Source organism: Flavobacterium frigidum, from assembly GCF_048286735.1.
In the GTDB taxonomy this organism is placed as follows: Bacteria; Bacteroidota; Bacteroidia; order Flavobacteriales; family Flavobacteriaceae; genus Flavobacterium.
In genome coordinates this window covers 51,737-66,634 of record NZ_JBLVPU010000019.1, presented here as the reverse complement: position 1 = coordinate 66,634, position 14,898 = coordinate 51,737, and the positions used below count along the sequence as shown (strand labels likewise).

At 35.2% G+C, this 14,898-nt stretch carries 15 protein-coding genes; 6 read left to right on the top strand and 9 right to left on the bottom strand.

The window, feature by feature from the left end:
• Window positions 1–18: 18 nt before the first annotated feature.
• Both ACNQGO_RS11965 and ACNQGO_RS11960 read right to left on the bottom strand, forming a co-directional pair.
• Window positions 19–1,653, bottom strand: coding sequence for a S41 family peptidase (locus ACNQGO_RS11965; protein ID WP_417985379.1), 1,635 nt, complete (start codon window positions 1,651–1,653; stop codon window positions 19–21).
• 107 nt (window positions 1,654–1,760) lie between these two features.
• Complete coding sequence (locus ACNQGO_RS11960) at window positions 1,761–2,195, bottom strand: ribonuclease P protein component (RefSeq protein ID WP_417968316.1); 435 nt, start codon at window positions 2,193–2,195, stop codon at window positions 1,761–1,763.
• A gap of 124 nt (window positions 2,196–2,319) precedes the next feature.
• Between ACNQGO_RS11960 and ACNQGO_RS11955 the strand changes: the two genes are divergently transcribed.
• From ACNQGO_RS11955 to ACNQGO_RS11945, 3 genes are all read left to right on the top strand, one after another.
• Window positions 2,320–3,054 carry a lysophospholipid acyltransferase family protein gene (locus ACNQGO_RS11955; RefSeq protein ID WP_417968319.1) on the top strand — a complete coding sequence of 245 codons (735 nt, stop codon included), beginning with the start codon at window positions 2,320–2,322 and terminating at the stop codon, window positions 3,052–3,054.
• Between the two features lie 10 nt (window positions 3,055–3,064).
• On the top strand, window positions 3,065–4,054 hold the full coding sequence (locus ACNQGO_RS11950) for an acyl-ACP desaturase (RefSeq protein WP_309757565.1): 990 nt from the start codon (window positions 3,065–3,067) through the stop codon (window positions 4,052–4,054).
• 90 nt (window positions 4,055–4,144) lie between these two features.
• Window positions 4,145–4,798: an HD domain-containing protein gene (locus ACNQGO_RS11945; protein ID WP_417968320.1), complete on the top strand. Its 654-nt coding sequence runs from the start codon at window positions 4,145–4,147 to the stop codon at window positions 4,796–4,798.
• A 137-nt stretch (window positions 4,799–4,935) separates the two neighbouring features.
• Here ACNQGO_RS11945 and ACNQGO_RS11940 read toward each other — a convergent pair whose 3' ends face one another.
• From ACNQGO_RS11940 to ACNQGO_RS11910, 7 genes are all read right to left on the bottom strand, one after another.
• Complete coding sequence (locus tag ACNQGO_RS11940; RefSeq protein WP_417985378.1) at window positions 4,936–5,334, bottom strand: hypothetical protein; 399 nt, start codon at window positions 5,332–5,334, stop codon at window positions 4,936–4,938.
• A gap of 147 nt (window positions 5,335–5,481) precedes the next feature.
• The gene (locus ACNQGO_RS11935; protein WP_417985377.1) at window positions 5,482–6,264 is read right to left on the bottom strand and encodes an enoyl-CoA hydratase/isomerase family protein; all 783 of its coding nucleotides are present in this window, start codon (window positions 6,262–6,264) and stop codon (window positions 5,482–5,484) included.
• 10 nt (window positions 6,265–6,274) lie between these two features.
• On the bottom strand, window positions 6,275–7,747 hold the full coding sequence (locus tag ACNQGO_RS11930; RefSeq protein WP_417968326.1) for a sensor histidine kinase: 1,473 nt from the start codon (window positions 7,745–7,747) through the stop codon (window positions 6,275–6,277).
• Window position 7,748: 1 nt separating this feature from the next.
• Entirely contained in the window at window positions 7,749–8,303 is a 555-nt protein-coding gene (locus ACNQGO_RS11925; protein ID WP_417985376.1) for a CopD family protein, read from the bottom strand.
• On the bottom strand, window positions 8,290–9,645 hold the full coding sequence (locus ACNQGO_RS11920; RefSeq protein WP_417985375.1) for an MATE family efflux transporter: 1,356 nt from the start codon (window positions 9,643–9,645) through the stop codon (window positions 8,290–8,292). Before ACNQGO_RS11920 ends, ACNQGO_RS11925 begins: the two co-directional genes overlap by 14 nt.
• Window positions 9,646–10,701, bottom strand: coding sequence for a ferrochelatase (gene hemH / locus ACNQGO_RS11915; protein WP_417985374.1), 1,056 nt, complete (start codon window positions 10,699–10,701; stop codon window positions 9,646–9,648). It abuts the gene before it with no gap.
• A gap of 99 nt (window positions 10,702–10,800) precedes the next feature.
• Window positions 10,801–11,676: an AraC family transcriptional regulator gene (locus ACNQGO_RS11910; protein ID WP_417985373.1), complete on the bottom strand. Its 876-nt coding sequence runs from the start codon at window positions 11,674–11,676 to the stop codon at window positions 10,801–10,803.
• A gap of 228 nt (window positions 11,677–11,904) precedes the next feature.
• Here ACNQGO_RS11910 and hemA point away from each other — a divergent pair, with 228 nt between their 5' ends.
• The 3 genes from hemA (at window position 11,905) to ACNQGO_RS11895 (ending at window position 14,831) form a co-directional block, all read left to right on the top strand.
• A complete protein-coding gene (gene hemA, locus ACNQGO_RS11905) occupies window positions 11,905–13,161 on the top strand; it encodes a glutamyl-tRNA reductase (protein WP_417985372.1) in 1,257 nt (418 codons plus the stop codon).
• Between the two features lie 72 nt (window positions 13,162–13,233).
• Window positions 13,234–14,154, top strand: coding sequence for a hydroxymethylbilane synthase (gene hemC / locus ACNQGO_RS11900; protein ID WP_417985371.1), 921 nt, complete (start codon window positions 13,234–13,236; stop codon window positions 14,152–14,154).
• Window positions 14,154–14,831: a uroporphyrinogen-III synthase gene (locus tag ACNQGO_RS11895; RefSeq protein WP_417985370.1), complete on the top strand. Its 678-nt coding sequence runs from the start codon at window positions 14,154–14,156 to the stop codon at window positions 14,829–14,831. The genes hemC and ACNQGO_RS11895 overlap by 1 nt, the downstream gene beginning before the upstream one ends.
• The last annotated feature ends 67 nt before the right edge of the window (window positions 14,832–14,898 follow it).

Genomic DNA, 14,898 nt, shown 5'->3' with positions numbered 1-14,898 from the left:
AAGGCCATATCGCTTTCATTATATCTTAAGTATCGTTTTGTATTCAGTAGTATTGTTCAAAATACTCATCGCTTTTTTAATTTCCGTATTGTTTTTGATGTAGTATTGATACAATCCTTCTTGGTATTGATAGCGTTTTATAATTTCATCCAAAATAAGATTTTTAATTTCTTTTTGGTTTTTGTCCAGTAAAGCATTCTCACTTTTTTGAAGCGCGGTCAGCAATTGTTGGTATTCGGCAAGTATGGACTCGTCTATTTTTTCTTTTTTGGCTACAGCCAAAGTATTTTTTAAAGCCAATTCAGTTTCGGTATCAAAAGAGAATTTTTGGGTCTTTAAAAACTGTTTAAAATCTATAAAATCGGCATCAGAAAGTGTAGGTATGCGGTTTCCTAGATTAGGATTTTTATAATAATAACTGGTTACATAATTAAAAATCCCATCGTTTTTGATTAAAGCATCAGTGATTGGGCTAGATTTAGCATCCTCTAGTTCAATGTCTGGTTGAATTCCGCCACCATCATATACGGTTCTTCCTTTTCGGGTTTTAAAGGCGTTATAGTTTTTCTCTTCGGTTTTTATAGCTTTACCATTTTTATCTTTTTTAGAGTAATCAAGTGCTTGAATGCACCTTCCGGATGGCGTGTAATAGCGAGAAATAGTAACTTTGAGTTGTGTGCCAAAGGTTAAGTCAACCGGTCGTTGTACCAGTCCTTTTCCAAAACTACGACTTCCTACCACTACAGCACGATCTAAATCTTGTAACGCGCCAGCCACGATTTCGGAGGCAGAAGCACTGCGACGATTGACAAGAATAATCAATGGAATTTCAGTATCTACAGGATCTTTAGTTGTTTTATAAGTACTGTTGTGTTTCTCAATTTTTGATTTTGTAGTAACAATAGTCTCGTTTTTAGGAACGAATAAATTGCAAATATTAACGGCTTCATTCAATAGTCCTCCTGGATTATCTCTAACGTCAAGTATAATGCGTTCTGCACCTTGCTTTTTTAGTTCTTCCAGCGCCTCTTTGGTTTCGTTGGATGCTTTTTTATTAAAATGTGACAAAACAATATAGCCTGTTTTATCGTCTATTTTTGCATAAAAGGGAACCGATTTAATTTCGACTTCATCCAAAACAATTTGAGTTGCACTAGTTTTTCCTTGACGGATGTATTTGATATCGATTTTAGTGTTTTTTGCACCTTTAAAAAGCTGGGAAGCATCCTCTTTAAAATCAGCCAAAACAACGTCTCCAATTTGTATAATTTCGTCGCCTGCTTTCAATCCTGCTTTATCGGCGGGGAAATTTTTATAGGCTTCTTTGACTATTAATTTATCCTCTTTTCGAGTCAATAGCGCGCCTATTCCCGTGTATTCTCCGGTATTGTTGATTTTGAATCGCACTACGTCCTGCTCGTTAAAATAAACGGTATACGGATCTAGGTTGGCGAGCATTCCCTTTATTGCTTTGTCCATTAAATCACCAGGATTCGTTTCATCAACATAATTGCGGTTTAATTCCTTGAAGAGAGTAGTGAATATCTCAATTTGCTTGGCAATTTCAAAAAAATCATCTTTGAAACTAGCACCAATAAATAGAAACGCTGAGGCGACAACAGGGAGTATAAATTTTTTTTGAAGAAAGTTCATAGGTTTAATTGACTTATTTTGAAACCACTAAAATAGGAATTAATCATTAAATAATAGAAGGAGAGGCCACCTTATGCCAATTATGTTTAGTTGGTAGAGTAAAAGGATTATGTTTTTGAAGTATCAGTAACTTCTGAGGCTGGTTTTTTACAATTTTGAGCAATAAACTTCTCAAACAATTGAATGGTTTTAGTGTTGATTTCCTCATAAGATAAGCGGTCCTTCGTTTGGTAAAAAAACATAAAAGAATACGGTTGGTCTAGATTGTCAATAAGTAGGTGTTTGTTTAAACGATAGGTTTCGCGCAACACTCGTTTGAAGTAATTGCGATCGACAGCTTTCTTAAAATTCTTTTTGGAAACCGAAACGCCCATTTTAATTTTTTCTCCCATCCCGAAGTTTCGGGATTCGGGATTGTTATAGTCACTTGATTTATAGACCAATCGCAACGGATATTTAGATACAGATTTCCCTTCGGTAAACAATAATCCAATCGTGATTTTGCTTTTTAATTTTTCGGTTTTTGGGTACGTGAAATTCATTGTAATAGAAAAAAGTAACTTTTTAAAGTCACAAAGTTACGATTAAACGTTTTGCCTATGTATTGTTTTGGATGTAAATACCGCTAAAAATATATTTCTTACTTTTGTAGCAAAATTTTAAAGCATGCAAAAACTGATTTCATATCCCATTTCTGTTATTTATTATTTGTGCTTCGGCTTAACTTTGGTAATTTTTCATCCAATACAGTGGGTTTGTTTCAATGTTTTTGGCTATCAAACACACAAGATAAGCGTCGATTATTTGAATTTTTTCTTGTTGAGGTGCACCAATCTTTTAGGAACAACTTATAAATTTGAAAATAGAGAAAGCATTCCAGAAAATGTTCCAATAATTTTTGTGTCGAACCATCAAAGTATGTATGATATTATTGCTATGATTTGGTTTTTTCGTCGATTTCATTGTAAATTTGTCAGCAAGAAGGAGTTGGGAAAAGGTATTCCAAGTGTTTCGTATAATTTGCGTCACGGAGGTTCAGTTCTTATTGATCGAAAAGATCCTAAACAAGCCATACCAGCCATTAAGGGATTGGCTGAATATATCGAGAAACACAATCGTTCAGCTGTTATTTTTCCCGAAGGAACACGAAGTAAAACGGGCGTACCCAAAGCTTTCTCTCAAACAGGATTGAAGATTTTGTGCAAAAATGCTCCTTCGGCATACGTGGTTCCAGTAAGTATAAACAATTCTTGGAAAATAGTTAAATACGGATTTTTTCCATTAGGTTTAGGAAATCGCCTTACCTTTGTAGTGCATAAACCTTTAGCGGTAAGCGAGTATAATTTTGCTGATTTGATAGCAAAAGCGGAAGCAGCAGTAGTTCAAGGAATAAAAATTTAATTTATATATAATGTCAATAAAAAACATTCGATTAGAAGTAATGCAGTTTTTGGAAAAAAACGTAGACAGCTTTGTCGATCAGTATCTAATTCCAGTAGAAAAAATATGGCAACCTACTGATTTTTTGCCAAATTCTCAGAGCGATACTTTTTTTGATGAGGTCAAAGAATTACGTGAAATTGCAAAAGAATTACCATACGATTTTTGGGTAACTTTAGTAGGTGATACCATTACTGAGGAAGCATTGCCAACGTATGAATCCTGGTTAATGGACGTAGAGGGAATTGATAACGTAGAAAGAAACGGTTGGTCTAAATGGATCAGACAATGGACAGGTGAAGAAAATCGTCATGGCGATTTGCTGAACAAATATTTGTATTTATCCGGTCGTGTGAACATGCGAGAAGTCGAAATGACAACACAACACCTAATAAGTGATGGTTTTGATATTGGAACCGGAAGAGATCCGTATAAAAATTTTATTTACACAAGTTTTCAAGAATTGGCAACCTATGTTTCTCACAATAGAGTGGCGCAAATGGCCAAGAAATACGGAGATAACAAATTATCTAAAATGTGTAAAATGATTGCTGGTGATGAGATGCGCCATCATCATGCGTACAGCGAATTTGTAAACCGAATTTTCCAGATTGATCCTAGCGAAATGATGCTTGCTTTTCAATACATGATGAAAGCGAAAATCGTTATGCCAGCGCATTTCTTGAGAGAATCAGGTGAAAAAATCAGTACCGCATTTGAACAATTTTCTGATTCGGCACAACGAATCGGGGTATACACTGCAGCCGATTATGTTGATATCATGCAGAAATTAATTGACAAATGGGAAATTGACAAGATTTCTGGTTTGACAGATGAGGCCGAAAAAGCACGTGATTATTTAATGAAATTACCTGGAAGAATGGCAAAAATATCTGAAAGATTAGTGATTCCACAAGAGTCACATATTTTTAAATGGGTAGAGCCAGCTTTGATACGATAGATTTCTTAATACTAAATAAAGAATATAAATGTTGGATTTTGAAGTTGGATAACTTTAAAATTCAACATTTTTTTTAAAATAAAATAAACAATGACAAACCCTGATTTAATTGCTAAAACAATTCTTTTTGTTAAAGAAAAACTCAACGATGCCGAAGGCGGACACGACTGGTTTCATATCGAAAGAGTGTATAAAAATGCTGTTTTGATTTTGAAAAATGAAGTTTGTGACACCACTATTGTTCAACTGGGTGCTTTACTGCACGATATTGCTGATAGTAAGTTTCATAATGGTGACGAAACTATTGGTCCAAGAGTAGCTCGGGAATTTTTAGAATTAGAAAAGGTTGATGAGGAGATTATCACGCATGTGGTGAATATCATTGAAAACATATCCTTCAAAGGCGGGAATTTCGAGAAAAAATTTACTTCGATAGAATTGAGTATTGTTCAGGATGCGGATCGTTTAGACGCTATTGGAGCGATTGGAATTGCGAGAACGTTCAATTATGGGGGATTTAAAAATAGAACGCTCTACGATCCTGAAATCGCACCAAATTCGAGTATGACTAAGGAAGAATACAAGAAGAACGATTCTCCAACGATCAATCATTTCTACGAGAAATTATTGCTCTTAAAAGATAAGATGAATACAGCCACAGGAAAACAAATTGCACAAGAAAGACATCGTTATATGGAAGGTTTTCTAGCGCAGTTTTATGCGGAATGGGAAGGGGAGAAATAAGTAAGCAGTGTTCAGTTTGTTGACGTTGAAATTTTACTACTTTACTTCAGAAAAATCGATTGCAGTATTGTTTTACACATAATCCATGAACTGATCACTAATCCCGAAGCTTCGGGACTGATCACTGACCACTATTTTTAAATCCCTTTCGCTTGCATTTCTAAAATAATATCCGAAGCATTTTTAAAAGTTGGTGCTTGTTCCACAATACTTCCTACTCTTTTTTTATTAAGTTTAAAGGTGATGTCATTCTCGGTAGTAAACAGCAAAGCAGTCAAAAATGGGTTGTTCATATACGCAGCCAGTACAATAAATGCTTCGTCTAGCGTATGAAAACTCTCTACTTCTTCGGTTTTGTAGCGCGCTATAACCGAAAGAATAAACACGTCATTTTCTTGTAAAACAGGACGCACATAAATGTTTTTCAGTTCCGTATCACCAATGGTTTTGGCAAGTGTTAGTTTAGCGTAGGTATGGTTTTCGATGCTTTCTTTTACCTTTTCCCAAAATTGGGCAAATACTGGTTGGAAGGACATAAGTTGATTTTTATATGATATGTTATATTCTGAAACGGGTCTGTAAAATTAAGTGTTGTAAATCAAACAATCTCTTTAAAGGAAAGATTATTTTAAACGATAATCATTTATAAAATAAAAAGAGAACCAATTGGTTCTCTTTTGTTCTTATTTCCCAGTAAAAACTGCTTTTCTTTTCTCTAAGAAAGCCGTTGTTCCTTCTTTAAAATCTTGAGTTCCAAAACATTTTCCAAACGCTTTTATTTCGGTTTCATACCCGTTTTTACCTTCTTTGAAGTTGGCATTAACTGCTTTGATGGCTTTACCTATAGCATACGGAGAATTCTTTATTATTTTATTGGCTAGACTTATACAATAGTCAAGAAGTTCACCTTCAGGCACAACGTGATTCACTAATCCAGTTCGGTATGCGTCTTGTGCCGTTACCATTCCCGCGGTCATAATCATTTCCATGGCACGTCCTTTTCCTATTAATTGAGGCAAACGTTGCGTTCCTCCATATCCTGGAATTACGCCTAATGAAACTTCGGGTAATCCCATTTTTGCATTTTCAGAAGCGATTCTGAAATGACACGCCATTGCTAATTCTAATCCGCCACCCAATGCAAATCCGTTCACGGCTGCAATAACGGGCGTTTTTAGATTTTCTACAAAATCAAATAATTTCTCTTGTCCGTCGGCGGCTAATTGCGCTCCTTCTGCGATACTAAAGTGCGCAAATTCAGAAATATCAGCACCTGCGACAAATGCTTTTTCACCACTTCCCGTTAAAATAATAACCCGAACTTCATCATTTGCTGCTAAAATTTTGAAAGCTTTGTTCAAATCAGAAATTGTGGCGACGTTCAACGCATTCAATTTTGTAGGACGATTGATGGTAATCGTTGCGATGTTATTTTCGGTAGTAATTAAAATATTTTCGTAGTTCATAATTGTATTTTTAGGTGTTAATTATTGGAAGCGAAACAATAAAAGTAGTTCCTTTTCCAAATTCAGTTTCAAAGGTAATTGTTCCTTTATAATTTTCGATGATGTTTTTTATAATTCCTAGGCCTAGACCCATTCCGCTACTCTTGGTGGTAAATTTAGGTTCGAATATTCGGTCGATGTCTTTGAGTTGAATGCCAATTCCGTTGTCAGTAACGGTGATCAAGACATTATTATTTTCTTTGCGAATGCGAACTAGTACAGATTTTTCTACTTGTTGTTCTGGAATGGATTGAATGGCATTCTTCGCTAGATTAGTGATAATCCGGATGAGTTGGGTACGGTCAATTTTCGAAATAATTTCGGGAGAATCACTCAGGAATTCAATATACTCCTCATTGAAAATATCCATGGCGAGTTCTACAACTTCCACCACATTCAAGGTTTCATTTTGCTGCGCTGGCATCGATGCAAAATTCGAAAAAGCCGAAGCTACCGCACTCATCGTGTCAATTTGTTGAATAAGCGTCTCCGAGTAGTCGTTCATTTTTTGTTTTACATTGGGATCTGTAGGGTCAAATTTTCGCTGAAAACTTTGTACCGTTAAGCGCATCGGCGTAAGCGGATTCTTGATTTCGTGCGCTACTTGTTTCGCCATTTCGCGCCAAGCTTCTTCTCGCTCGCTTTGTGCCAATTTGATAGCACTTTTTTCCAGTTCATCCACCATTCCGTTGTAGGCTTTAATCAATAAATTTATTTCATTACTGTTGGCCTCCAAGACGATTTTTTCGTTTTTTTGATTTAAGCTTGTTTCGCTTAATTTATCGGAGATGGTTTTCAAGGATTTTGTGATGTACGAAGACAAAAAATAGGCAAAAGCGAATGCCATTAGTAGCATGAACGTATATACTTGACCTAAGCGAATTAAGAAACTTTTAAGTTCGTTTTCATAATAACCATCGTCTTCTACGTAAGGTAAATTTAAAATTCCAAGCGGTTTAAATTTATCGTCTTTGATTTGGCTGAAGGCCGAACGATTTTTTTTGCCATCAATAGTTTTGATATCTACGTACCTTTTTTCGATGGAAGAGCGCACCAGTTTTAAAATGTATTTGGGAATTGGTGGAGCCACTTTGTCTACTGAAAAAGATTCTTTAGACGATTTTAGTAATTTTCCTTCCAGACTATAAATATTGATTTCTATGTTGTGAATGTGGGCTAATTCGTGAATTTTATCTTTAAAAATTAAATCTAAATTGCCAGAAGTTAACGGATAGGTAGTGGTGGAAAGAATGAAGTTAATGTGTTGTTTTACTGCATTTTCATTTCGTTCCAAGCGCTCTTGGTGGTATTCTTTGGCCTCATTTTTAAATTGGAAAATAGATATGGACGCTAATATTACAGAAGCCATTATGATCAATACAATCATCGAAAGGAAAATCCTAATTCGTAGCGAAAGCATTGCTATTTTGAAGCTTTTAAACATTTTAAGATTGATTTCTTTCTCTAATTTTTTTGTAAAATTTAAATCCAAGCATGATTAAAACGGAAAACAAAATTATTCCTATAACACCATAAATCCAATTTACTGCATTTTTTAGAATAACTAAAAAAACCACTGCAAAAAGGATAATTGTCGCGCCTTCGTTCCACAAACGCATGAAGTTAGAAGTGTAATTGACTTGATTATTCTGCAATTGCTTGAATATTTGATGGCATTTTGCATGGTATAAGTACAGCGCAAATACAAAGCCAAGTTTTACGTGCATCCAAGGCATTTTTAACCAAGCGTTACCTAAATCAGTAAAAAACAACATCCAGAAAGCAAAAATGCTCGCTAATATAGACGAAGGCCAAGTGATAATATACCACATGCGATAGGTCATTATTTTGAATTGTTTTTGTAAAATTTCTTTTTCGGGCGATGGTTTATCAGCCGCCTCTATTTGGTAAACAAATAAGCGAACAATATTAAATAGACCTACAAACCATGTAATTACAAAGATGAGGTGCAGGGATTTCAGGTAATTATAGTATTCCATAGTTGGTTTGAATCAGTTTGGTATTCATTTCTTTTTTTAGAAAATAGCCAGTTAATATCGTTGATAAAATATCTGCGATTGGGAATGCAATCCACACGCCAAAAATACCTAAAAAATTTGGTAGAATCAGCACTAACGGAATTAGGAAGAATCCTTGTTTGCTTAACGTCAAAAGCAACGCTTTTTGTGCTTTTCCTGCTGCCTGAAAATAGGCCGCACCAATAAGTTGAACGGCAATAATTGGCGAAGCCGCAAACACCCAGCGCAAAGCTTCCGGAGTTTGATCAATTACGTGTGGATCAGTTGTAAAAATGGCAACAATAGGTTTAGCGAAAATTAAAATAACAACAAAAATTATTGTAGCTAGTAAAGCGGAATATTTAATTGAAAGCAGTACGGTGTCTTTTACTCTGGCGTGATTTTGTGCGCCATAATTAAAACCAGCAATAGGCAAAAACCCTTGTGTAATACCCAGTATTGGAAACAAAGCAAACATCAACATTCGGCTGATAATTCCATAAATCGCCACAGAATGTTCGCCGCCGTAAGTGTATAAAGTATGGTTCAAGATTATCGCCAAAATGCTCACTACTCCTTGTCGTGAAAAAGTAACGAAACTCAATTCGGTAATTTCTTTGACAATGGGCATTTTAAATTTGAAATGCTTTATTTTTAATTGTAGTTCGCTTTTGAAAACAAAAAACCAAAGTACAAATAAGAAACAGGTAAAATAAGATATGGCTGTCGCCAAAGCAGCGCCAAACATTCCCAAACTCATATATCTTATAAAAAGAATATCCAATCCAATATTGACAAAAGCGGGGATAATCATCGCCATCATAGCAAATTTAGCTTTGCCTTCGGCCCGAATCACATTATTTCCCATCATACAAAGAGCTAGAAACGGTACGCTGATTATTATGGGGATAAAAAATTCTTTAGCGGGTTGCATAATTGCTCCTTTGGCACCAAAAAGCAATAGCATTTCATCGCTGTAGACAAGTCCAAATAGCACAAAAATAGAAGCCAATAAAAAAGTCATCTTGATCTGATTGCCAAAAGTTAGCAGAGCTTTCTCTCGGTCATTAGCGCCTAAAGCTCTAGAAAGTACGGAGCCTCCGCCCACGCCAATTGCCATTCCTAAAGAGGAAATCAAAAAGGTGATGGGTAAAACTACGGTTACCGCTGCAATAGCTAATGAACCAATCCATTGCCCAACAAAAATGGTGTCAATTAAAATATTAATCGACATGAATAAAATTCCAATAGAGGAGGGGACGGCTTGTTTGATCAAGAGTTTTTTAATGTCCTGAGTACCTAACTCATCAGCGGTAAGAGTCATTTACGCTGTTATTTTTTCAGCGTCAGCCTTAATTGGTGCCGAAACATTTGACCATTTTGTGATCCAGTTTCCTACCGTTGCACACCAATCATCTCCATCATTTAAACAAGGAATAGCTAAAAATTCTTCACCACCATTTTCTTTAAATTCGTGACCTGCTTCCATGGCAATTTCTTCTAATGTTTCTAAGCAATCAGATACAAAAGCAGGTGTTACAACGGCAAGGTTTTTAATACCTTTTTTTGGCATTTTATTCACTTCAACATCCGTGTATGGAGTCAACCATTTGTCACCCGCTAGTCGCGATTGAAAAGTTTGACTGTACTTTCCTTCTGGGATACCTAATAATTTTACCACTTGTTTCGTTGTTTCGTAACATTGGTGACGGTAGCAAAATTCATGTGCTGGTGAAGGCGTGTTGCAACAAGAACCGTCTATTTTACAATGTGACTTGGTAATATCTGTTTTGCGAATGTGACGCTCTGGAATACCGTGGTAGGAAAATAATAAATGATCGTAGTCAAAACTTTTTAAATGTCCCTTGATAGAATCAGCAAGGTTTTGCAAGTAATCAGGTTTGTTATAAAAAGCAGGAACAATAGTAAATTTCATTTCTGGGAAATATTTTTTACGATGTTCTTCAGCTAGTTCCAATATTGTAGTAGTAGAAGCCATGGCATGTTGCGGATACAAAGGAAAAAGCAGCACCTCGGTCACGCCTTTATCATGCAATTCTTGTAACCCAGAAAGCAAGGAAGGATTTCCGTAACGCATCGCAAGCGACACAGGTACATCAACTAGTTTTTGTACCTTTTCGTGCATTCTTTTCGAGATAACTACAAGCGGCGAACCTTCGTCCCACCATATTTTTGCGTAAGCAGCTGCCGATTTTTTAGGTCTGGTTTGCAAGATAATTCCACGAACTAATAAAGCTCGCAACAAAAACGGAACATCAATTACGTATTTGTCCATTAAAAATTCATCTAAATACGGTTTTACATCTTTTGGAGTTGGACTTTCTGGAGAACCTAAATTTACTAATAATACACCTTTCATGTTGTTGTTTTTTATTATTACAAAAGTACCTAAACTTACTTTTTTAAAAATTGTGCTTAACTATTTTTTATTTATTGTTTAATATATGAAATCAATGGATTACGCCATATTTGGATTGATGGACATTAAATATTTTTTTGGCGTTGTAGCAAATTTCTTTTTGAATGCCGCTATAAAGTGGCTTCCAGTGCTGTATCCAATTTTGAGTCCTACTTCATTTACATTATAGGAACCGCTGTCGAGTAATTTTCGAGCAAAATCCATTTTGTAATCAAATAAAAACCCATAAACGGTATCCCCATAAATTTGTTTGAAACCCATTTTTAGTTTCTTCAAATTCAATCCTATTTCATCCGCTAACTCTTGCAAACCTGGCGGTTCAGCCATATTTGCAATAATAATTTCTTTGGCTCTTTTTATTTTGATCACATTGTCTTCATCGATTAAAAACGGACATTGTTCTGCATTTGGGTCTTCGGTTCGGTTGAAATACAAACTCAGCAATTCGTACCCTTTTCCTTTGTAATACAAGTTTTTAATAGATGGGTGCAAACTGTAATGAAACAATTGCGACAATACAATTGCCATTGATGGACTGATATTGCCTTCGTTATAATATTTTTTGTCTTTATTGTCTGCGCTTAAAAAAGTAATATAATCTGCCTCGCTCGAGAACAATGCGTGGAATTTTTTGATGGAAATAATAACCGAAATCACCCAAGAATTCGGCGCTAATTCTAGATTTAAAGGCAATTCTTTTTGTGGATTGTACAAAAGCAATGATTTTTCTTCTTTTAGTTCTAAAGTGTAATTCCCTTGGTTGAAGATAAATTTGGCGCTTCCCTTTAGTCCAAAATGAAATTGAATCAGGCCACTGCTGACTTCACGTTGGACGTTAAAATTTTCGATCCCGTCATTTTGAAAACGGATAAGCGTAAAGTCATCTTCAATTTTTATAATTTCCTGAGAACCCATAGCGATATTTTTTTAATATGAAAATCATAATTATTAAACCTTTTTATTTAGAACAACTCTAAATAGTTTAATTCAAAGAACTTGAATTCATTACAAAAATAGATTTTTTTACCATAAAATAAGACATTGGAATTAAAAAATCACGAAGCGATACAAAAAGAACTTCTAGCGTTACTTTTATAAATACTATAGTGATAATTTTGTCTCACTTTTTGGAAAAGTGCAAATATGGAAAACAATAATACATCGAAGCATCATTATTTTTACGCCGTTGGACTAAGCTATAAAAAAGCAGATGCTGAGATTAGAGGAAAATTTAGTTTGGATGCTGCTGCAAAAGTGCGGTTGCTGGAACAAGCTAAAAATGAAGGAATAGAGAGTTTAATAGTCACTTCTACCTGCAATCGTACTGAAATCTATGGATATGCAGAACATCCGTTTCAATTAATCAAATTAATTTGTGAGAACAGCCAAGGCTCCGTTGAAGCATTTCAAAAGGTAGGCTTTGTCTATAAAAATCAAGAAGCCATAAGCCACATGTTTCGTGTAGGAACTGGTTTAGACAGTCAGATTCTGGGTGATTTTGAGATTATCGCACAAATAAGAAATTCCTTTTCACAGTCAAAATCGTTGGGTTTAGCCAATGCTTTTATGGAAAGACTAGTCAATGCTGTTATCCAAGCCAGTAAAAAAATAAAAACAGATACAGAAATTAGCTCTGGTGCTACTTCGGTTTCTTTTGCCGCAGTTCGTTATATTATCAACAATGTGCAAGACATTGGTAACAAAAACATTCTCTTGTTTGGTACTGGAAAAATTGGTAGAAATACCTGCGAAAACCTAGTAAAACACACAAAAAACGAGCACATTACGCTAATTAATAGAACCAAAGAAAAGGCCGAAAAATTAGCTGGAAAATTAAACTTAATCGTAAAAGATTACTCTGAACTGCACTTGGAACTTCAAAAAGCAGATGTTGTAGTGGTAGCTACGGGTGCTCAAAATCCAACTATTGATAAAGCTATTCTGAATTTGAAAAAACCAATGTTGATATTGGATTTATCAATTCCGAAAAATGTAAATGAAAATGTGGAAGAAATTGAAGGTGTTACCTTGATTCACATGGACTATTTGTCACAACTAACAGACGAGACTTTAGAAAACAGAAAAAAACACATTCCTGCAGCTGAAGCTATTATTGAGGAAATCAAAGATGAATTTATTACGTGGACCAAAGGACGAAAATTTGCCCCAACCATTCACGCTTTGAAAGCCAAGTTAAATGCGATAAAAGCATCGGAACTGGATTTTCAAAGCAAGAAAATTTCCAACTTCAATGAAGAGCAAGCGGAGATAATCAGCAACAGAATCATCCAAAAAATTACAACGCATTTTGCCAATCACTTAAAAGATGATGATACAATGGTCGATGAAAGTATCGAATGGATTGAGAAAGTGTTTAAGATTGGTGCTACTGTAAAATAAACTCATAATAATCCTTAATTTCTTAATGGTTTTTTTAATTTTTTAAAACTTTTTTGAAAGCAAAAAATAAAAATGGCAGAAAAAGTTATTAGAATAGGAACCCGCGATAGCGAACTTGCGCTTTGGCAAGCCCACACTGTCCAGAAAAAGCTAAACGATTTAGGGTATAAAACCGAAATTTTAGCCGTTAAATCTACTGGAGATATAATTTTAGACAAGCCATTATACGAGCTTGGTATTACTGGAATTTTCACCAAGACATTAGATGTTGCTATGATCAATGGCGATGTAGATATTGCGGTGCATTCCATGAAGGATGTTCCTACGGCATTACCTATAGGAATTGTGCAAGCCGCCGTTCTAGAAAGAGCCAACACCTTGGACATTTTGGTACACAAAGGAAACCTTGATTTTCTTAATAATGAAGGTACAATTGCCACAGGAAGTTTGCGTCGTCAGGCGCAATGGTTAAATAAATATCCCAATCACAACGTAGTAGATTTGCGCGGAAACGTAAATACGAGAATGCAAAAGTTGCACGAAAGCGACTGGAGCGGAGCTGTTTTTGCGGCAGCTGGATTAGAAAGAATCAACTTGAAACCTTCTAATTATATAGATTTGGATTGGATGATTCCAGCGCCGGCTCAAGGTGCTATGGTAGTTGTTGCCATGGCAAATGATGAATTTTGTAGACAAGCGCTAAACGAACTTAACGATATTGATACCGAAGTTTGCACACATATCGAAAGACAGTTTTTAAAAACACTCGAAGGCGGTTGTACGGCACCAATTGGCGGTTTAGCAGTCTTTGTAGAAGATGACATCGTGTTCAAAGGAGTCCTTTTTTCATTAGATGGAAAACAAAAAATAGAAGTTGAAAAAACCGTTCCAATGCAAGAATGGAAAAAATTAGGCTTTTATTGTGCCCAAGAAATTTTAGATAATGGCGGAGTGGAATTGATGAAAACAATTAAAATTAATTTGAAGAAATAATGAGTCAAACAAGTATTTTATCTACCAAAACATTGACTGACGAGCAAAGGAAAGTACTTCTTGATGCTAATCTGGATCTTTTGGAGCAAGATTTTATCGAAATAAAAAACAACCTTTTTGAACTCAAAACAATCAACAATAACTTAATCTTTAGCAGTCAAAATGCCGTTTTAAGTTTGATCGAGCAAAACGGCTGGGAAGTTTTAAAAACCAAACCTGTTTTTTGTGTTGGGATTAAAACCAAGGAGTTATTAGAATCGCATGGTTTTACCGTTGATGTTTATTTGGATTACGCATCTGAATTAGCTGAAATAATCACTTTGATTTACAACAAAGAAAGTTATACTTTTTTGAGTGGAAATTTGCGTAAAGAAACGTTGCCGGAAGCATTAAAAAGTGCTGGAATAACTTTCAATGAAATTGAAGTGTATCAAACCAAGTTGGCCCCATTTAAAATATCTGATCAAGAGAAATTTGATGGCATATTGTTTTTTAGCCCTTCTGCGGTCGAGAGTTATTTAACAAACAATAAAATCAAAAACGAAGTTTGCTTTTGCGTAGGTAAAACGACTGCATCAGCATTAGAAACAAAGAAAATTAAAAAAATTGTAATTGCCGCAACACCAACTATAGAAGAGGTGATTGAGGAAGTTATTGAATATTATAAAGCCCCCTAACCCCCGAAGGGGGAATATGGAAGGAATAAAATATTTATTAAATTAAAATTAGACGAAATAAAATATT